The organism is Thermococcus radiotolerans, from assembly GCF_002214565.1.
Taxonomy (GTDB): Archaea; Methanobacteriota_B; Thermococci; order Thermococcales; family Thermococcaceae; genus Thermococcus; species Thermococcus radiotolerans.
The window spans coordinates 1140738-1157634 of the sequence record NZ_CP015106.1 but is presented as its reverse complement, the minus strand read 5'-3'; the positions used below and the strand labels follow the sequence as shown (position 1 = coordinate 1157634).

Annotated in this window: 23 protein-coding genes and 1 tRNA gene; 9 read left to right on the top strand and 15 right to left on the bottom strand. The window is 55.6% G+C overall.

All coding sequences use genetic code 11. From position 1 onward, the window contains the following. Nucleotides 1-8: 8 nt before the first annotated feature. Genes A3L10_RS06425 through A3L10_RS06405 form a run of 5 tightly spaced genes read right to left on the bottom strand, consistent with a single transcriptional unit; the run spans nt 9 to nt 1551 of the window. The gene (locus A3L10_RS06425; protein WP_088866862.1) at nt 9-206 is read right to left on the bottom strand and encodes a helix-turn-helix transcriptional regulator; all 198 of its coding nucleotides are present in this window, start codon (nt 204-206) and stop codon (nt 9-11) included. Next, entirely contained in the window at nt 207-497 is a 291-nt protein-coding gene (locus tag A3L10_RS06420) for a DUF2178 domain-containing protein (protein WP_088866861.1), read from the bottom strand. It abuts the gene before it with no gap. Beyond that, nucleotides 498-797 carry a DUF2178 domain-containing protein gene (locus A3L10_RS06415; protein WP_088866860.1) on the bottom strand — a complete coding sequence of 100 codons (300 nt, stop codon included), beginning with the start codon at nt 795-797 and terminating at the stop codon, nt 498-500. After that, nucleotides 798-1160: a DUF2178 domain-containing protein gene (locus A3L10_RS06410; RefSeq protein WP_088866859.1), complete on the bottom strand. Its 363-nt coding sequence runs from the start codon at nt 1158-1160 to the stop codon at nt 798-800. A 1-nt stretch (nt 1161) separates the two neighbouring features. Beyond that, entirely contained in the window at nt 1162-1551 is a 390-nt protein-coding gene (locus A3L10_RS06405; RefSeq protein ID WP_232460954.1) for a DUF2178 domain-containing protein, read from the bottom strand. A 96-nt stretch (nt 1552-1647) separates the two neighbouring features. Here A3L10_RS06405 and A3L10_RS06400 point away from each other — a divergent pair. After that, nucleotides 1648-1735 (top strand) — tRNA-Leu (locus A3L10_RS06400). Between the two features lie 536 nt (nt 1736-2271). Here the strand turns inward: A3L10_RS06400 and A3L10_RS06395 are convergent. From A3L10_RS06395 to cgi121, 5 genes are all read right to left on the bottom strand, one after another. Continuing rightward, nucleotides 2272-2601: a hypothetical protein gene (locus A3L10_RS06395; RefSeq protein ID WP_088866857.1), complete on the bottom strand. Its 330-nt coding sequence runs from the start codon at nt 2599-2601 to the stop codon at nt 2272-2274. After that, nucleotides 2591-3796 (bottom strand): MFS transporter, encoded by a 1206-nt coding sequence (locus tag A3L10_RS06390; protein ID WP_088866856.1) that lies wholly within the window; start codon nt 3794-3796, stop codon nt 2591-2593. The genes A3L10_RS06395 and A3L10_RS06390 overlap by 11 nt, the downstream gene beginning before the upstream one ends. A 12-nt stretch (nt 3797-3808) precedes the next feature. Next, nucleotides 3809-4072 carry a TMEM165/GDT1 family protein gene (locus tag A3L10_RS06385; RefSeq protein ID WP_088180917.1) on the bottom strand — a complete coding sequence of 88 codons (264 nt, stop codon included), beginning with the start codon at nt 4070-4072 and terminating at the stop codon, nt 3809-3811. A 12-nt stretch (nt 4073-4084) separates the two neighbouring features. Then, nucleotides 4085-5263: a pyridoxal phosphate-dependent aminotransferase gene (locus tag A3L10_RS06380; protein WP_088866855.1), complete on the bottom strand. Its 1179-nt coding sequence runs from the start codon at nt 5261-5263 to the stop codon at nt 4085-4087. 84 nt (nt 5264-5347) lie between these two features. Then, nucleotides 5348-5755 carry a KEOPS complex subunit Cgi121 gene (gene cgi121, locus A3L10_RS06375; RefSeq protein WP_088866854.1) on the bottom strand — a complete coding sequence of 136 codons (408 nt, stop codon included), beginning with the start codon at nt 5753-5755 and terminating at the stop codon, nt 5348-5350. 209 nt (nt 5756-5964) lie between these two features. On the opposite strand from cgi121, the gene A3L10_RS06370 reads away from it, so the two are divergent. The 4 genes from A3L10_RS06370 to A3L10_RS06355 all read left to right on the top strand — a co-directional run bounded on the left by A3L10_RS06370 (nt 5965) and on the right by A3L10_RS06355 (nt 8590). Beyond that, nucleotides 5965-6156, top strand: a complete 192-nt coding sequence (locus tag A3L10_RS06370) for a ribbon-helix-helix domain-containing protein (protein ID WP_088180914.1) — start codon at nt 5965-5967, stop codon at nt 6154-6156. A gap of 66 nt (nt 6157-6222) precedes the next feature. Continuing rightward, the gene (gene ftsZ, locus A3L10_RS06365) at nt 6223-7467 is read left to right on the top strand and encodes a cell division protein FtsZ (RefSeq protein WP_088866853.1); all 1245 of its coding nucleotides are present in this window, start codon (nt 6223-6225) and stop codon (nt 7465-7467) included. Nucleotides 7468-7497: 30 nt separating this feature from the next. Further along, a complete protein-coding gene (locus tag A3L10_RS06360) occupies nt 7498-8268 on the top strand; it encodes a ParA family protein (protein ID WP_088180912.1) in 771 nt (256 codons plus the stop codon). Beyond that, nucleotides 8255-8590: a CopG family transcriptional regulator gene (locus A3L10_RS06355; protein WP_088180911.1), complete on the top strand. Its 336-nt coding sequence runs from the start codon at nt 8255-8257 to the stop codon at nt 8588-8590. Before A3L10_RS06360 ends, A3L10_RS06355 begins: the two co-directional genes overlap by 14 nt. 88 nt (nt 8591-8678) lie before the next feature. Here A3L10_RS06355 and A3L10_RS06350 read toward each other — a convergent pair whose 3' ends face one another. The 5 genes from A3L10_RS06350 to A3L10_RS06330 are packed head-to-tail and all read right to left on the bottom strand — an operon-like array spanning nt 8679 to nt 12099. Continuing rightward, nucleotides 8679-9137 carry an adenylyltransferase/cytidyltransferase family protein gene (locus A3L10_RS06350; protein ID WP_088866852.1) on the bottom strand — a complete coding sequence of 153 codons (459 nt, stop codon included), beginning with the start codon at nt 9135-9137 and terminating at the stop codon, nt 8679-8681. Between the two features lies 1 nt (nt 9138). After that, nucleotides 9139-9657 carry an RNA-binding protein gene (locus A3L10_RS06345; RefSeq protein WP_088180909.1) on the bottom strand — a complete coding sequence of 173 codons (519 nt, stop codon included), beginning with the start codon at nt 9655-9657 and terminating at the stop codon, nt 9139-9141. A 2-nt stretch (nt 9658-9659) separates the two neighbouring features. Continuing rightward, on the bottom strand, nt 9660-10292 hold the full coding sequence (pyrF, locus tag A3L10_RS06340; protein ID WP_088866851.1) for an orotidine-5'-phosphate decarboxylase: 633 nt from the start codon (nt 10290-10292) through the stop codon (nt 9660-9662). A gap of 4 nt (nt 10293-10296) precedes the next feature. Further along, complete coding sequence (locus A3L10_RS06335; RefSeq protein WP_088866850.1) at nt 10297-10899, bottom strand: DUF4443 domain-containing protein; 603 nt, start codon at nt 10897-10899, stop codon at nt 10297-10299. A 51-nt stretch (nt 10900-10950) separates the two neighbouring features. Next, entirely contained in the window at nt 10951-12099 is a 1149-nt protein-coding gene (locus A3L10_RS06330) for an inositol-3-phosphate synthase (protein WP_088866849.1), read from the bottom strand. Nucleotides 12100-12347: 248 nt separating this feature from the next. Here A3L10_RS06330 and A3L10_RS06325 point away from each other — a divergent pair, with 248 nt between their 5' ends. The 4 genes from A3L10_RS06325 to A3L10_RS06310 are packed head-to-tail and all read left to right on the top strand — an operon-like array spanning nt 12348 to nt 16895. Further along, nucleotides 12348-13982 (top strand): extracellular solute-binding protein, encoded by a 1635-nt coding sequence (locus A3L10_RS06325; protein WP_088866848.1) that lies wholly within the window; start codon nt 12348-12350, stop codon nt 13980-13982. A 9-nt stretch (nt 13983-13991) separates the two neighbouring features. Further along, nucleotides 13992-14930 carry a carbohydrate ABC transporter permease gene (locus tag A3L10_RS06320; RefSeq protein ID WP_088866847.1) on the top strand — a complete coding sequence of 313 codons (939 nt, stop codon included), beginning with the start codon at nt 13992-13994 and terminating at the stop codon, nt 14928-14930. Continuing rightward, nucleotides 14930-15799: a carbohydrate ABC transporter permease gene (locus A3L10_RS06315; RefSeq protein ID WP_088866846.1), complete on the top strand. Its 870-nt coding sequence runs from the start codon at nt 14930-14932 to the stop codon at nt 15797-15799. Before A3L10_RS06320 ends, A3L10_RS06315 begins: the two co-directional genes overlap by 1 nt. Nucleotides 15800-15809: 10 nt before the next feature. Beyond that, a complete protein-coding gene (locus tag A3L10_RS06310) occupies nt 15810-16895 on the top strand; it encodes an ABC transporter ATP-binding protein (RefSeq protein ID WP_088866845.1) in 1086 nt (361 codons plus the stop codon). Nucleotides 16896-16897: the final 2 nt, after the last annotated feature.

Here is a 16897-nt window from a genome sequence, read left to right as displayed (position 1 = left end):
ACGTCTTTTTAACCCTCCTCGTAGATAAAGATTTCTTCAATCCGTCTGTTGAAAAAGCGCGCTATCTTGAATGCCAGCCTCAGCGATGGGTCGTAGCGACCCTTCTCGATGGCTATTATCGTCTGCCTCGTCACTCCAAGGGCTTTCGCCAGCTCCTCCTGGGTTATGCCCAACTCCTCCCTCAGCTCACGGAGGCGGTTCTTCAATCACATCACCCTCGAGTAGTGGTACCTCATCAGGGCGTGTCCGAATATAGCAACGACGTAAATGAGGGCGAGCACTTTGGCAGGATCGAGCCATTCGAGGTTATCCACTGCGAGGATGGCTATGAGAAGCAGAACCTGAAGGATTATGAGGGTTCTCTCGGAGGCGACCTGATTTATTCTCCTGCCGCGCTCGTCCTTCATCTGGCCGGTTTCTTTCATGAAGCGGTAGAATGCGAACCAGTATATCACTGTGGCGGCCGCTATGAAAAGAAACAACCACTCGCTCCCCATTCACATCACCCGTGAGTAGTGGTACCTGACGGCGAGGTAGCCGAGCGTGGCCACGAGTGCTATGGAGAGTATGCCGTGGTAGGCGGGACTTGTTCTGTCACCAACGATAAAGCGGATGTAAAGTATCTCCAGTACCGCCAGGGCCTGGATGAGCAGAACCGTCTTTTCGGCGGCTTTACAGTCAATCAAAATGCCCCTCTCATCCCTTCCTTCCCCTACGTTTCTACGGTAGCCCGTTGCGAGGTAAAGGGTCGTGAGGGTCCCGATTATCAGGACGATGATGCCTAAGAGTTCCCTCATTCACATCGCCCTCCCGTAGTGGTAGTGCGATAGGAGGAGCACCGCTGCCCCTGCAGCGAGGGGAATTATAAGCTTCGTTGCCACCTCGACGTTTCCCTGGCTGTAGTCCCAGAGGTATTCAAGGAAGAGGAGGAAACTCATCACCGCGTAGCCGTTTCTCGCGCTCTTCGCGCTTATGAACTCGGTCCTCTCGTCCTCAACCCTCTCGATCCTTGAGTTGTAGTACCACGTGAGCAGATAGCTAAGCAAAAAGCCGGCTACAAAGATTCCCACGGCTAAGAGAGCCCTCCCGGACTTCGTCGAGTAAGCCAGCCCAATTATCATGCCCGTAACGAGAATTCCCAGCAGGTGTTCGTACTTCATCTCACATCACCTCTTCATAGTGGGCCTTTGCAAAGAGGGGCACGAGGGCGTAGACGAACATGAAAAGCCCGCTCACAATGGAGGCGCTCTTCCAGAATGGGTCGCCCTGGGAAATTATGCTCGTCGAAACGAAAGTCAGGGCTATGGTAAAGCCGAGGACGCGCATCGTCAAGGCGTGGCTCTTCTCCTCAATCCTTTCAGTTCGTTCATCAACGATAACCTCTCCAATCTTTTCCAGGTAGCGAGCGTAAGCGGTGGCGATAACCGCGCCAAGGAAAAGGGCCGCAACGCCGAGGAGCACGCTCCCCCTGTTCGAGGCCACGATGAACAGCCCGAGAACTACCGCGAATATCACTCCCCAGCCGAGCCAGTGTTTGGCTTTCATCCCCATCACCATGTAAAGTTTCCTTTACGTAAAGCTTCCTTTACATCCTTATAAGCCTTTCCCCTCAAAGTTTTTAAAGCGCCGGGGAGAAGTTCAACCCGCGCGGGGGTTGCCGAGCCTGGCCAAAGGCGCGGGATTTAGGGTCCCGTCCCGTAGGGGTTCGCGGGTTCAAATCCCGTCCCCCGCACCACAACGAAAGACAAGGGGGCTCCGCCCCCTTATCTCTCTGTACTCTCAAACCCCCGAAGTGGGGTTCCACCCCACAACCCCGTTTTTTCTCTAAAAACCTGGGAAACTACGTTTCCCCACCTTCCTTATTCCTTAATCCTCCGGGGGGCTAACGCCCCCACACCCCCAGAAATTTTCTTGTGCAAAGTTTCATCAAATTTGGTAGCTCTTTTTCATGGCTCAATTCTGCGTGATTTATTATCAATATGGCTGTTTTAAAGTTGAGAAGAACTTTTCAAGTTACTCTTTGAGTGTGGGTTTAACTTTAAAAATCGACGCCCGTAGGGCGTCAATGGAGAGCAAACCATGTTCAATAGTTTCTTCGAAGTGTTCTCGCTTGAAAAATGGACACTTGGGGGGTAAAATCGGTTACAGGAGCGTTCTCTGTGATGAGCTACATGCTTTTGGAGAAGCTTGTTCCAAGAGCTTCCTGTACTCTCAAACCCGCTGAAGTGATACTTCTCCCACGTTAGGAAACTTTGCGCGGGCAAAGGTTGCCTACGGCATTTTGAGCTCGGTTCTTACGTCTTCGTCCATCAGAACGAAGAGGATCAGCGCCGAGAGGAGGGTTAGCGTTACCGCCGGAAGGGACAGTCCCACCATCACCCAGAGGAGCCCGAAGAGAAGGTCCAGGAGGGCTATGTACGCCGAGAGGTCCACGATTGTCTCGTGCCCTGTCCAGACCCCGTAGGCGAAGAGCAGGTGCACGCTACCTACGAGGATGTAGCCAAAAAACGTGTACTCCTCCCCGAAACTCATCGCGGCTATGCCGTAGAAGAAAATCGCAAGAAGGATAAAGAAAGAAACGACGAGGGGTTTAGGCCGCATCTCCGAGCTCCTCCACCGGGAGCCTCATTCTCGAGACCGCTATAAGGGTCAGGATTCCTATGAGCGGCATGAGGGCCAGTTCTCCCAGGGCCAGGCCGGTGCTCTGCCTTGCGAGTACGTCCGTTATCGTTGGAGCTATGGCGTTGGCCGAGTTGGAGATGAGACCAAGGGCGAAGCTGGCCTTCGGGAAGATGTTCCTGGGATACGTGGCCGGGGCGCTGGTCCAGAACGCCGGTCCGGTTCCCTGGAGGGCTCCGATGAGGACCACCGATGCGAGGGCGAGGGTGTAGTTGCCGGCGAGCATGGCCTTGCCGTAGACCAGCAGTCCGATGAAGGCAACCGCGTAGGAGAATATCATGACCTGCACGATGGCCTTGAAGAGACCCCTCGCGTTCGGGTTCTTCCTGGACAGCATGTAGCCGACGTAGCCCATGCCTATGCTCCAGAGCGCCTTGGATATGTTGAGGCTCGTGCTGAGCGTTGCCACGTGCTCCTTCGTCCACCCGATTTCATAGCCGAGGGATGCGGAGAACCCTATGATGGTGAATATGACCCAGAGGGCCGGGAAGAACGTGAATCCGAGCACCCAGGTGAAGGGCATCTTCCAGACGCTTACCTTCTCGGTCCCCTCGGTCTTGTGGATTATCTCGAAGTCCTCGACGAAGAACCACCAGAGGGCGAGAACCGCGTACATTATGAGGACGGTGACCCAGAAACCGCCCTTCCACCCGAAGTCCGCGACGGCGTACTTGGCGCTCATGCTTCCGAACACACCGCCCCAGAAGATACCCGAGAGGATTATACCCTTCGCAAAGGGCCTCTCGGCAACGAAGAACTGGGCTATCTGGGTGCTGAAGAGCGGCACGAGCGTGACCACGAAACCCTGGATGAACCTGAGGAAGACGACGACGTACCAGTTGGGGGCGAGCGGAATGAGCGCCTGCGCTATCGCCGCCCAGCTGAGTGCTATGGCAACGCTCTTCTTGAAGCTTCCCTCGTATATCCTGGTGTGGCCGAGAAGGAACGCTATGAACAAACCAAAGACGTACGCTATGTGCTGCCATTCGTACTCCGCGCTGTTTATCCCGAAGTGGGCGATTATATCGGGCTTTGCGACGGCCATCATGGTCAGGGTTCCAAAGCCTGCCGTCATGACCAACGTGTCAAGCAGGACTGAACTCCACCGTTTGTCCATGATTTATCCCTCCTAGAGCTTTCCGAATATCATGAGGATTCCGAAAACAATGAAAAGTGCTCCGGCGAATTTGTGAACAACCTCGAGGGGCACCATGTCGCCGAGCTTGTCGCCGAGTAGCGCCCCGATGAGGTTAACCGCTGCGAGGCCCAGAATGGCCCCCATAAACGCTACCTTCCATCCGTATCTGGCCGCGAAGGCCATGGTTGCCAGCTGGGTCTTGTCCCCGAGCTCGGCTAGAAAAATGGCGAAGAAGATGGCCAGAACGCCGTCCATCCCTTTCCCCCGTTAGAGCTTTGACAGTGCCTCGTTCATTCTCTGCATTGCCTCGATGAGCTGGCTCTTCTTGGTCGCGTAGCTTATCCTTATCCAGCCCTCACCGGCCTTTCCAAAGGCCGTCCCTGGGATGACGACGACGCGCGCGTTCTCCAGGAGCCAGTCGGCGAAGTCCTCGCTGCTCATGTCCAGGCTGGGGTCTATCTTTGCCCAGATGTAGAACGCTCCCTTTGGCTTGAACGGGGTGATGTACGGCATCTTGTGGAGGTGCTTGAGCACGAGCTTCCTCCTCTCCGCGTAGGTCTCGCGCATAGCACTGACGGCCTCCCAGCTGCGCTTGTCGCGGAGGGCCGTGATTCCCGCTATCTGGATGAACGAGGTGACGTTGCCGATGACGTATGCGTGGAGCTTTATCATGTCCCGTATGACCTGCGTTGGGGCTATGGTGAATCCGAGGCGCCAGCCGGTCATGGCAAAGGTCTTGGAGAAGCTGTTCGCCAGAATAGTGTTGTCCGGGGCGTACTTTATCATCGGGTAGTGCTTCGCCCCCTCGTAGAGGAAGTGCTCGTAGGGCTCATCGCTCAGGATGTAGAGGTTGTAATCCTCGGCTATGTCGGCTATAGCCTTAACGGTCTTCTTCTTGAGAATCGCGCCCGTTGGGTTGTTTGGATAGTTGAGAACCAGCATCCTGGTGCGCTTGGTTATCGCCTCGACGAGTTCATCCGGGTCGACTTGGAATTCGTTCTCCTCCCTGAGGGGTATCCTGATGATGCCCGCCTCGGCTATCTTCGCGTCCTCAACGTAGCACACGAAGGCAGGGTCGGGGATTATAACGTCATCGTCCTGCTCAAGGAGGGTCTGGAAGGCCAGATAGGTCGCCTCGTAAGCGCCGGCGGTCACGATTATATCGTTCGGAGAAACGTCAACCTTGTAGTGGGTCTTGTAGTACTCCGCTATGGCCTCGCGGAACTCCGGAATGCCCGCGTTGGGCGTGTAGTGAGTGTAACCTTCATCGATGGCCCTCTTGGCGGCCTCCTTGACGACGTCGGGGGTATCGAAGTCAGGTTCGCCTATGCCCAGGGAGATAACGTCCTCCATCTTCTTAGCCTTCTCAAAAAGCTCCCTGATTTTCGAGCGCTGGATGAGGTTTATTCTGCCAGCAAGGAAATATTTGCGCTTTTTATACTTCATGAGCATCACCTCAGGCACTTCGAAAATGAGGAAGGGATTTTATAAACCTATCCTCCGAGGGGTACAGAACTGGGTACCTGCTATCTATAAAACTTCAGCGAGTGCGGCTTTTTCAAAAAAAGTTTTCACTTTTTCCTCGTCACAACCGATGAGCGGGAGCTCGTTCAGTCCAAATTCACGCAGAACCTCCAACGCCCTCTCCCGCGTTCCGAAGACCACCAGATAGTTCTCGCCGTTTTTTATGCCGTTTTGAGCTATGGCGTCTTTTATCTGGAGGGTCCCGGCCAGGCGGATCAGCAGTTCTCCCCCAAGAGTTCTCGCGTGATTTGTTTCCCTCTCGAATGAGCGGAGTGCCAGCAGGGCCGCGAACGCCACAGCCTCCCAGCATTCGGCGCTGACTATCTGAACGTCCCCCCCAAGCTTCGGGATGAGCTTTTCGGCGTCTTCCACATACACTTTTGTGATGTGAAGTTTTTCGGTTATTCCCTTCATCGAGTTCCCCGAAATCGGGTGAAATATTCGATGTTAAAACCCTTTCTCCTCCCCGATTTTTGCCGATCTGAAGCATTTTTTGCATTCTTGGATTTTTCTAAAAATTTTTTGAAATTGATAATATCATAATATTAACATCCAGCCGCAAAGTATTTAACTAATTAAATCACTAGTTATTTCAGCGGCTTACTGAACTGGGTGGTGCAGGGATGAGCAAAATGCGTATCATCAGTGTACAGCTCCCCCAGGGCTTGATTAACGCCATGGATCAGCTGGTTAAGAAGGGCGTCTACCCCAGCAGGAGCGAAATCATCAGAGAAGCCATTCGCGAGCTTTTGAAGAAGGAGCTCTATCAGCTGGAGACTGAGGAACGCTCAACGCCTGACTACATCCTGAAATAAGCCGCTAAAATCATGACTTTAAATCACTATCATCCGAAAACCAGACGTATTGAGGGGGTTGGGGCAATGGTATTTAAACTCCTGGAACAAGCCGGAATAAAACTCGACTTGGACGACGAGCCCAGGACAGCGAAGTTCGACAGATTCTCCGACGAGAACCTTGAGGATCTGATAAGGATCGTCATAGTCGGCGTGGGCGGTTCTGGAAACAACACGATAACCAGGCTCTACGAGCTTGGCGTTCAGGGCGCGGAGCTCATAGCCATGAACACCGACGCCCAGCACCTTGCCAGGACGAAAGCTCATAGAAAGCTTCTCCTCGGCAAGGAGATAACGCAGGGCAAGGGTTCGGGCGGAAACCCCGAGATAGGCTACCGCGCCGCCGAGGCGAGCGCCCATGAGATTGCCGAAACCATCGGTGACGCCGATCTTGTGTTCATAACCGCTGGTATGGGTAACGGCACCGGTACGGGCGCTGCTCCAGTTGTTGCCAAGGTCATAAAGGAGCGTGCCAGGCACAACGGAAGGTTTAGGGAACCGCTCGTCGTCAGCGTTGTAACGTACCCGTTCAAGAACGAGGGTAAGATAAGGATTGAGAAGGCCAAGGCTGGAATAAAGGCCCTCATGTACTACTCCGACACGGTCATCATCATCGAGAACGACAAGCTCCTCAAGCTCGTTCCGAAGCTCCCGATAAACGCGGCCTTCCGCTTCGCGGACGAGATAATCGCCAGGATGGTCAAGGGCATTACCGAGACCATAAAGCTCCCGTCCATGGTGAACATCGACTTCGCCGACGTTTACAGCGTTATGCACAACGGCGGTGCCGCTCTGATAGGAATCGGCGAGAGCGACTCCAGCAACAGGGCGGTTGATGCCGTCAAGAACGCGCTCGAGAACAAGATGCTCGAGGTCGAGTACGGCAGCGGCGACAGGGCTCTGGTTCACTTCACCGTCGGACCGGATGTGAGCCTCGGAGAGATAAACGACGCCATGAACATCGTCTACGAGAAGCTCGGCGAGAAGAGCGAAATCAAGTGGGGTGCAAGGATAGACGAGGACATGGGCAAGGTCGTCAGGGCAATGGTCATCATGACCGGCGTTAAAAGCCCGCACATCCTGGGCGGAGAGCACGCCCTCCGCGTTGGCTCCTCCTTCAAGGAGAACATCATAGCCCCCGAGCCGGTCAAGCCCTTCAAGTCCGAGGACAACGGCTTCGACAAGATATTCACGACGATATCCAAGAAGGAGAAGAAGGAACTCCCGGCCTACGCCAAGAGGGTTCTTGAGGACTTCATCGACATCACCTGACCCTTTCTTTACCTTTGGCAGGTGATTCCAGTGGCCGTCGTGATCAGCATAGCCAATCAGAAGGGCGGGGTTGGGAAGACCACTCTGACCATGAACCTTGGCCATGCCTTGGCTGGGATGGGCAAGAGGGTTCTTCTCGTTGACATAGACCCGCAGTTCAATCTAACCTTTGGATTGATAGGCATGGACGTCCTCCAGTACGGGGACAGCAACGTGGGAACGCTGATGACCAGGGAGAGCGACATCGAGGACACCATCGTCGAGGTGCGGAGGAATCTTCATCTCATTCCAAGTCACCTGAACCTCTCCGCCAGGGAGATAGAGATTATCAACGCTTACAACCGTGAGAGGCGCCTGGAGAAGGCTCTAACACCCATACTGCCCGACTATGACTACGTTCTCATAGACAACCCGCCCAGCATGGGCATCTTTCTGGTCAACTCGCTCACCGCTTCGGACTACGTTCTCATACCCCTCGAGCTGAGCTACTTCGGCGTCATAGGTATGCAGCTCATGTTCAACCTCATGCGCATGATCCGCGAGGAGACCAACGAGAATCTGAAGCTGCTCGGCCTCGTTCCCAACAAGTTCACCCGCCAGACGAAGGTTCCGAAGATGCGCCTCAGGGAGCTCAAGGCAACCTATCCGGACGCCCCGATACTGACTACGATTCCGAAGGCAATAGCCCTTGAGAAGGCCCAGAGCCAGGGAATGAGCATATTTGAATTCGACGGGGATGGTAGAGCCTCCAAGGCCCTTCTAAAACTCGCGAGAGAGGTGGTTGAAATTGTCGAAGGATAAAATCCCCAAGCTTTTTGACGGCTCCGTTAACGAGCTCACCCGGCCGTCCAGGCCCAAAAAGGACCGGAAGGCCAAGTCCAAGGACATGAAGAAGGAAAAGAAGCAGAAGACCCTTTACGTCAGCCTCGACATGAACAGGAAGCTCATTGAGCTCTACGGCGAGGAGGGCAGAAGGCAGAGCATCATCGTCGAGGATGCCCTCAACCTCTACTACTACCTGAAGCTCGCATTAGGGGAGAAGAAGTTCGATGAGCTGATGAGTGCTGTGAAAAGAGAGGATCCGGAGTTCCTGCGGGAGTACATGGGGAGATTCAAACTCTAACGTTAATCCAGACGCTCAATTCACCGTTTGAATCATCCGCTAAAATCAGGCCCCAACTCCCGCGGGCGGCTTAAAATCAGGGTTAAAATCAATCGCAGTACGTTTCTATTATCCTCTGGATTATCTTGCTGGTCTTCGCCCTGTCGCTCTTGTAGAGGTAGGGTATCCTTATCACGTTGGCCTCTATTCCGTGCTTCCTTAGCTCCTCCTTGAGGCGCTCGCAGCTGAAGGCCTGATCTGGCCCTATCGCAACGATGTCCGGGTTTATCCGTTTCACCAGCTCGTAGTCTATCCCCCCGGGAGAGCCTATGTAGACCTCGTCCACGACCGCGAGTGCCCTGAGTAGCTCGGCCCTGTCCTCCGCACTGTTCACAGGTTCTCTGCGCTTCTGCCTTCTGACGGTCTCATCGTGGGCGACTATCACTATCAGCTCATCCCCCAGGGCCTTGGCCTGGCTGAGGAAGTGAATGTGGCCGACGTGAAGGATGTCAAAAACCCCGCCGACGAGAACGCGGATTTTCCTCCTTCCCTCCTCTGTTCCGCTCATCTCAGCCCACCGTCAGTTCCCAGATTCTGTCCTTGGCGTGATGGATGTTCTTCACCGCCTTGCCCTTGGGCTTCTCCTTCATGGCCTTACCGTCCATCAGGGCGATGCCTATCGCCAGGGGCCTTCCGTAGTCTTCCTCGACCACGAAGACGAAGTCACCCTCCTTTATGCCTTCATCCGCGTCGGTTATTCCGGCCGCCATGACGTCGGCGCCCTTGATTATGAACGGCACCGCGCCCGCATCGACCACGACGCGCCTCGGCCACTTCCTCAGGTCCTCCTCGTTGGAGAGCTCGTAAAGAGCTATGACGAGGGGGAATATCAGTCCCTTCCTCCTTATGAAGAAGGGTCTGCCGTTAACGAGGAGTATATCCGTCGTCTTGTCAAACTCGGCAACCTCGACGCGGTCCTTTTTGTTGAGCATTTTGCCCGCTATCTCCTCACCGAAGATTTCGCCCATCTCGCGGATTATCTCCTTGATCTCCTTCTTGCTGAGCGGATGCTTGACCTTCAGCTCCATCCTCACACCCCCGCTATCTCCTCGTGAAGCCTCCTCGCGGCTTCCCTCGGATTTTCACTCGCGTATATCGAGCGCCCCACTATGACGTAGTCGGCACCGGCCTTTAAAACCTCCCCCGCCCTACCGCCTTGGGCGCCAACCCCTGGGGTCAGGATTTTGATTCCCGGCTTCAGCTTCGAGCGTATGTACGAAACGCGCTCCGGCCTCGTGGCGGGCGCTATGATTCCAAAGGGCTCGAGCTCGTTGGCCAGCTCGATCAGCCTATCAGTCACCGGCTGGATGAACTCACTCGCTCCGGGATGACTCATCTCGACGACGATTATGGTCTTTCCAAGTTCCATAACGGCCTCAACGCTGTCCTTCCCAACGAAGCCGTGGGCTATGATGTAGTCTGCCCCGGCCTCGAAAACCTTACCCGCTATCAGCCTGTTGGTATTTGGTATGTCCGCTAGCTTGAGGTCGGCTATTATAGGCAGTCCCGTAACCTGCTTGAGCTCGGTGATGATATTTAGTCCCGAGCCTATTATCAGGGGCCAGTTCACCTTCACCGCCCACAGGTATTCCGCCGTGCACTCGGCTATCTCAAGCGCCCTTTCCCGGTCGTACACGTCGAGTGCGAGAATAAGCTTCCTCATGCCTTCACCTCACGAGGGACTTTATCTCCTCAGGTAGCCCATCGCCTTTGAGCGTCAGGGCGACGTGGTAGGCGCTCTTCATGGCATCGGCTTCCTTCTCCGCCCAAGTTACCACGACGAGGTCGCCGTCGTTCAGCTTGAACGCTTCCTTAATCTTCCCCGCGAGCTCGGGCATCGTCTCGCTCAGCGGCCTTCCGTCCTCCGGAAAGACTGGTTCCCCGTCCCTCACGACGAGAATCATGGCCCCCTTCGCGAAGAACCTTATGGCCTCATCGCGGAGCTCGATGCTTTTGAACTCCCCAGCCCCTTTCACCGTTAGTGCGCAGGCTGGATAGCCCTCGACCTCGCCGATACGGTGGACCTCGGAGAAATGCTTGGAAATTTCCTCGAGGAGCTCCATTCCCCTCTCGTTGAGCGAGTGTCCGCGCTGGGTGGAGCTTATGACCTCGAGGGCGGCAAGCTTCTTCAAAAGCGTTCTAACGCTTCCCTCGCCGAGGTCAAGAACCTCTGATATCGCCTTTCTCCCCGTCGGGTTCTGGAGCATGAAAAGAACCGCAACGGCATCCTCAAGCGTGAATTCAGGATAGGCTCCCCTCTTCCAGCTCATCGGCTTCCCTCCGAGAAAAATAGGGCAAGGGGATTAAAAAGTTTTAGAGAATCAGAACCAGCGCGGCTCCAGACCGGCCCACATTCTCATCTTCTCGTGGGCGATGATGCGCGGAATGTTCGGCCTGTCCTTCGGTCCCGGGTTCTTCATGTAGAAGGCGTTGACCTCGTAGACGGTTCCGAAGGCCTTCTTCTCAATCGCTATCTTTCCGAGCCTCGCGAGGTCGACGAGCAGGCCCGCTAAAGCTGGACTGTCGTTTATCCTGCCGGTGATGACGAGCTCGTCGTGGGCACCGTTGAAGCTGACGTACTCGATGTGCATGGCTATGAACTTCTTGTCGCCGAGCGGCTCGAGGAAGCCGGTGGGCTTGATGTAGTGCGGCGCGTCGTAGCCGAGGAGCTCCTTGACGACCGAGCTCTTGGTGAACTCCTTGCTCTTGTTCCTCTCCTTGTCGGTGAGGGCAAGGAAGTCGTTGTTTCCGCCGATGTTGAACTGGGCTATGTCGAGGACGTAGCGGTTCCTCTGGGCGAGGTGGCTGAGTATGTCGGCCGTGAGCGGGGTGGCTCCGGTGGCTCCGTCGTCGCCGAAAATGGCCATGTTGCTCTCCTTTGCAAGCTCGACGAACGCCGGGTCGTTGGCTATGAGGGTCGGAATAGCGTTCACGAACGCGGCACCGCCAACCTCCTTGGCGTACTGGGCTATGGCATAGGCGTAGACCTGGGTGGCGGTGAGCCTGTCCCTGTTGTCCTCCTCGATGGCCTTCTCAAGCTCCTCCCTGCTTCCGAAGGGCTGGAACGCCTCGGTGGTGCAGACGTTTATGAAGACCTCTGCGCCGAGTTCCTTCCACTCGTTCACAAGGTGCTCGACGGCCTCCTTGAGGGTCATCTCGTCTTCGAGGCCGGTGGCCTCGAGCGGAAGGTTCCTGAGGCTCCTCAGGTGGATTCCCTTCCTGACGGTGATGCCCTTGAGGCTCTCCGGCGCCTCTGGATCGTAGGCTTTGACGACCTCGTGGAGGTCCTTTCCAACCTTGCCCGCATCGACATCGTAGGAGCCGACTATCTCTATCTCCCTGATTTTAATCGGAAGCTCGTCGGCGAGGGGAACGCCGTAGGGCTCCATCTTTCCGGCCTTTATCTTCTCCAGACCGCTCGCAAAGATGCTGGCAACGTAGCCCTGTCCGAGTATGACAACCTCAACCATTCCATCCACCTCCTTTACTTGCGGTAAATTATTTTACAGCAGTTAAATAGTTTTTGGTGAAAAAACGATTTTATGAATTTTTGAACATTCTCTCCGTACTCGTTTGCCTGAATACCGCTCACAGAGGGCCGTCCAAAAATTTTATAAATAACAAAACCTGAATAAAAGATAGCACTTGCGCGCTTTCTAAAATAACTCCCTCCGGGCCTTTTTGGGCTCGCTTTTGAAAACTTTGGAGGGTGGTAGCCATGAGGGCCGCGGCACTCTGGCTGGTTGCACTGGTGATTTTCGGAGTGGTCGCCAGCGGCTGCATAGGCGGCGAGGAAGCGAAGACTTCTCAGGCCGAGGTTCAGCTTACGGGCGACTTCACCAAGGACGTTGTGGAGATAGGAAAGGTTCTGGAGCAGAACGGTGTTAAAGAGGTCAAGTTCTCTGCCTGGGGTTCCGGCGATCCGAACAGCGTCATGAGGGTTTACGGAATAGTGGAGGCCGCGAGGAGGATAAACAAAATCTGGGCCGACAACGGAATCAACGTCAAGATCGTCGTAACCGAGACCCACTACGTCGCCTCCTTCCAGGATGCCTACAAGGAGTACCTCAGCAAGCAGCCCCTCGGGCAGGCCGGAGACTTCTTCGTGAACAGCTACGCCTTCCTGCCAACGCTGGCTGACGAGGGCTACATACTCGACATAACCGACTACGCCAAGGCCTATCAGAGCGTTATCGACGACTTCTATCCGTCCCTCATCGAGGCTTCCAAGTACAACGGAAAACTCTACGGCCTGCCTCAGGACACCGAGGCGAGGCCGCTCTACATAAGGAAGGACGTGGCTCAGAAGATAGGTTTCGACCTCAACGGCCTCGATGAGAAGGTGAAGAACGGCGAGTTCACCTGGAGCGACGTCTACTACTGGGCCAAGAAGGCCAAGGATGAAGGCGCCGCCGAGTGGGGCCTCATCCACAGGAAGGGTTCGGCCCACCCCGATCTGATACAGTTCATCTTCGCCTTCGGCGGAAAGCTCTACGACCCGAACACCGGAAAGCTCGTCGTCGACGTTCCTGCGGTCTACAAGTGGCTCTACGTTGAGTGGAAGTTTGCCCGCGATGGCCTGCTCCCGGGGGACATAATGAGCTGGGACTGGGCCAAGCAGATACACCCGACGGTCGTCGAGGGCAGGACGCTCTTCGACATAGGCGGAACCTGGTACTGGACCGAGTGGCAGACCAAGCAGTACTACGCCAAGGAGGGAACACCGAGGGGCCTGAAGCCTGAGGAGGTGAGGGACTGGTTCTGCTACACCCTCTTCCCCGCCGGAGAGAAGGGTAAGGAGCCGGTAACCCTCAGCCAGCCCTTCGTCTGGATGATAAACTCCAAGGCGGGCCAGCTGAACCCGAAGTACGACGAGCTCAAAGACATCTACCACAAGCTTGCCTTCCTGATGCTCATCAAGGCCAGCGACCCGGACATAAACGCCATACACAGCGTCATATCCGCCCACCTGCCCGTGAGAAAAGATGCGGCAAAGCTGATCAAGGACGAGAAGTGGCTCAACGGCCTCAAAGCGCTCAACCTCGACCTGAGCGATGAGGTGAAGAGCAACATCGGGGACATAGTCCAAGCGACCGTCAACCCGATAAACGCCCAGTTCCTGGCGGACGTCAGCTACATGCTCGAATACACCCACCTCGCTCCAGCCCACCCGAAGTACCCAGCGCTCGCGGACATCTTCAAGGAGGCCGTTGACAAGGTTCTGAGGGGCGAGATGACCCCGGAGGAGGCGGTCAAATACATCGTCCAGAAGGTCCAGGCAGACCCGGAGCTCGCCCAGAACGTCGAGATACAGGGTGAGATACCCAAGGACTGGAAGTTCCCGCAGGGATGAGGTGATGCCATGACAAAGGGCAAGCTCAGGGACCTTTCCTTCTTTCTTTCCCCGATGGTGCTGATGGTGTTCCTGTTCTATCTGGTGCCCTTAGTTATGACCATCTACATAAGCATGACCCGTATGAGGAACTGGAACGTTGAGAGATATCTTACCGAGTTCGTAGGCCTCTACAACTACGAGAGGCTCTTCTACATGTTCCAGCACGACCCGACGTTTAAGGCCGTAATCATGACCACCCTCGTGTTCGTTGGAATAACTCTCGTGATAAACGTCTTCGGCGGCCTTGCGCTGGCTCTCGCGACCTTCTTCATCAACGAGAGGCCGGCATCTTCCTACAGGCTCCTGTGGCTCCTTCCCAGGATGTCTCCGATAGCGGTTTACAGCCTCGTCTGGTACTACTTCTTCCACGGGAGTGAAATCGGAACCCTGAACTCGATCCTCATGAGTCTCGGCTTCATCTCGCAGCCCATCCCCTGGGGCCAGGTAACGCCCTGGGGGGCGTGGAGCGTGATAATCTTCGTTAACGGCCTGGTCGGTGTAAGTTTCGGAATGATAGTCTTCACCTCGGCCTTGAATCAGATACCCAAGGAACTCGTCATAGCCGCGAGGGTCGATGGTGCCTCATCCTGGCAGATATCGAGGCGGATTCTGATTCCGATGATTAAATGGCACCTCCTCTACGTCCTGACATGGCAGTTCCTCAGCCTGCTGACGACCTATCCTCACCTCTTCCTGCTCGTCCAGTGGGACCTCGTCAACAGGGACTACGGAACAACCCTGGCGCTCTACGTCTTCAACACGGCCTTCGGCAGGGGAGAACAGGACCAGGGATTGGCCGCTGCAGCGGCCGTCATACTCTCCATAATCGGAATCCTCGGCGGCTTCGTGACGCTCAAGGTTCTCAAGTTTGAGAGGATGATGAAAAAGCCCAGGGGGGACTTCTGATGAGGGACGTGGAGACGAGACCCAAGAGGTACGAGCGGCTTATAATCCTCGCCCTCCTCCTTGCGAGCCTCCCGCTAATTCTGGGCTTTTCCCTCCTCGTCCTTTCGAGCTTCAGCACGGAGATGGTCACCAACCTTGACCCCAACTCCTTCCACCCGACGCTTGAGAACTGGATAAACCTCTTCCAGGGGAAGATAGCCACCACAGGTGGAATAAGGGTCAACATATGGCGCATAACCCTCAACACTCTCATAGTGGCCCTTGGTGTGGCCGGCGTCGTTACCGGGATAAGCGCCCTCGCTGGGTACTCCCTCTCAAGGATAGACTTCCGTGGAAGGAAGACCATGATGGTTCTCCTCCTCGTTCTCCACGCCTTCCCGGGCGTTGCCCTCATAGTGGGCGTTTACCTTCTCTACCGCCTCACGTTCCCCCAGAACTACGAGGTCGTCGGACTCTACTCCTTCGCGTACGTCATCCTCGCGAGGGCTGCATTAGAGATACCCATGTCGATCTGGCTCATGAAGGGCTTCTTTGACACTATTCCCTGGGAGTTCGAGTGGTCCGGAATCATAGACGGCGCCTCCCGGATAACGGTCTGGAGAAAGATAATGCTGCCCCTCATAAAGCCAGGGATTTTGGCTGTTGCCCTCTTTGCCTTCCTCGCTGGCTGGCAGGACATAATCTACGTGAGAACCTTCCTCGTCTATCCCACGCTCGCGACGTTCATAGAGGCCAACATAGAGGCCGAGTACTCCCACATGCCCCTCATAGCGGCCGCCGGAACGTTCTACCTCCTCCCCACGATAATATTCTTCATAACCGCCCAGCAGATCCTCCTCCAGGGCTACTCGGGTGGAATAAAGGGTTGAGGTGGTTGAAATGGTTAAGGTCACCCTGGACAACATCACAAAGAGGTTCGGCGACTTTGAGGCCCTCAAACGGGTAAGCCTTGAGATAGCCGACAAGGAGTTCATGGCGCTCCTCGGCCCCTCGGGAAGCGGGAAGTCAACGCTCCTCTACACGATAGCTGGAATCTACAGGCCGACGAGCGGGAGAATATATTTTGACGGCAGGGACGTTACCGATGTCCCGCCGAAGGACAGGAACGTCGGTCTGGTCTTTCAGAACTGGGCGCTCTATCCGCACATGAAGGTCTTCGACAACATAGCCTTTCCGCTTGAGCTGAGGAAGGCACCGAAGGACGAGATAGCCAAAAAGGTCAGGGAGGTTGCCGGGATGCTCCACATAGAGAACCTCCTCGACCGTTATCCATGGCAGCTCTCGGGTGGCCAGCAGCAGCGTGTTGCCATAGCGAGGGCCCTGGTCAAGGAGCCGGACGTTCTCCTACTCGATGAGCCGCTGAGCAACCTCGACGCGCTCCTGAGGCTTGAGGTAAGGGCCGAGCTCAAGAGACTCCAGAAGGAGCTTGGAATCACCGCCGTTTACGTCACCCACGACCAGGCCGAGGCTCTCGCAATGGCCGACAGGATAGCCGTGATCAAGGAGGGGGTGATACTCCAGGTCGGAAGCCCGGACGACGTCTATTACAGGCCGAAGTACCGCTTCGTCGGCGGCTTCCTCGGAAGCCCGCCCATGAACTTCGTCGAGGCTGAGGTCAGGGGATCTTACCTTGACGTCTATGGAAGCAGGATTCCGATTCCGGCCCAGTACCGGGAGCTGGTTGAGAAACTCGGTGTCGCGGAGGTCATCCTCGGCTTCAGGCCGCACGACGCAGAAGTCATGAAAGGAACCACCGAGGGACTCGTCGGAACGGTCTATTCCTTTGAGCCCCTCGGCAGGGAGCAGATAGTCACGGTCTCGGTCAACGGAGCGTTCGTCAAGGTCTTTGCCCCGGAGGGGGAGCACTTCAGCTTCGGCGAGCCGGTGACGGTGAAACTCCGGGAGGACAGGATAGTCCTCTTCGACAGGAAGACGGAGAAGGCCCTTGAGTTCCTCGAGGAGTGAGC

Excerpts from the sequence above, each read along its gene's own strand:
- A3L10_RS06370 (WP_088180914.1), top strand. The coding sequence starts at position 5,965 with ATGAGCAAAATGCGTATCATCAGTGTACAGCTCCCCCAGGGCTTGATT.
- A3L10_RS06320 (WP_088866847.1), top strand. The coding sequence starts at position 13,992 with ATGACAAAGGGCAAGCTCAGGGACCTTTCCTTCTTTCTTTCCCCGATG.
- ftsZ (WP_088866853.1), top strand. The coding sequence starts at position 6,223 with ATGGTATTTAAACTCCTGGAACAAGCCGGAATAAAACTCGACTTGGAC.
- A3L10_RS06310 (WP_088866845.1), top strand. The coding sequence starts at position 15,810 with ATGGTTAAGGTCACCCTGGACAACATCACAAAGAGGTTCGGCGACTTT.
- pyrF (WP_088866851.1), bottom strand. The coding sequence starts at position 10,292 with ATGAGGAAGCTTATTCTCGCACTCGACGTGTACGACCGGGAAAGGGCG.
- A3L10_RS06380 (WP_088866855.1), bottom strand. The coding sequence starts at position 5,263 with ATGAAGTATAAAAAGCGCAAATATTTCCTTGCTGGCAGAATAAACCTC.
- A3L10_RS06415 (WP_088866860.1), bottom strand. The coding sequence starts at position 797 with ATGAGGGAACTCTTAGGCATCATCGTCCTGATAATCGGGACCCTCACG.
- A3L10_RS06395 (WP_088866857.1), bottom strand. The coding sequence starts at position 2,601 with ATGCGGCCTAAACCCCTCGTCGTTTCTTTCTTTATCCTTCTTGCGATT.
- A3L10_RS06390 (WP_088866856.1), bottom strand. The coding sequence starts at position 3,796 with ATGGACAAACGGTGGAGTTCAGTCCTGCTTGACACGTTGGTCATGACG.
- A3L10_RS06330 (WP_088866849.1), bottom strand. The coding sequence starts at position 12,099 with ATGGTTGAGGTTGTCATACTCGGACAGGGCTACGTTGCCAGCATCTTT.
- A3L10_RS06315 (WP_088866846.1), top strand. The coding sequence starts at position 14,930 with ATGAGGGACGTGGAGACGAGACCCAAGAGGTACGAGCGGCTTATAATC.
- A3L10_RS06405 (WP_232460954.1), bottom strand. The coding sequence starts at position 1,551 with ATGGGGATGAAAGCCAAACACTGGCTCGGCTGGGGAGTGATATTCGCG.
- A3L10_RS06335 (WP_088866850.1), bottom strand. The coding sequence starts at position 10,899 with ATGAGCTGGAAGAGGGGAGCCTATCCTGAATTCACGCTTGAGGATGCC.
- A3L10_RS06350 (WP_088866852.1), bottom strand. The coding sequence starts at position 9,137 with ATGAGCGGAACAGAGGAGGGAAGGAGGAAAATCCGCGTTCTCGTCGGC.
- A3L10_RS06420 (WP_088866861.1), bottom strand. The coding sequence starts at position 497 with ATGGGGAGCGAGTGGTTGTTTCTTTTCATAGCGGCCGCCACAGTGATA.
- A3L10_RS06325 (WP_088866848.1), top strand. The coding sequence starts at position 12,348 with ATGAGGGCCGCGGCACTCTGGCTGGTTGCACTGGTGATTTTCGGAGTG.
- cgi121 (WP_088866854.1), bottom strand. The coding sequence starts at position 5,755 with ATGAAGGGAATAACCGAAAAACTTCACATCACAAAAGTGTATGTGGAA.
- A3L10_RS06385 (WP_088180917.1), bottom strand. The coding sequence starts at position 4,072 with ATGGACGGCGTTCTGGCCATCTTCTTCGCCATTTTTCTAGCCGAGCTC.
- A3L10_RS06345 (WP_088180909.1), bottom strand. The coding sequence starts at position 9,657 with ATGGAGCTGAAGGTCAAGCATCCGCTCAGCAAGAAGGAGATCAAGGAG.
- A3L10_RS06410 (WP_088866859.1), bottom strand. The coding sequence starts at position 1,160 with ATGAAGTACGAACACCTGCTGGGAATTCTCGTTACGGGCATGATAATT.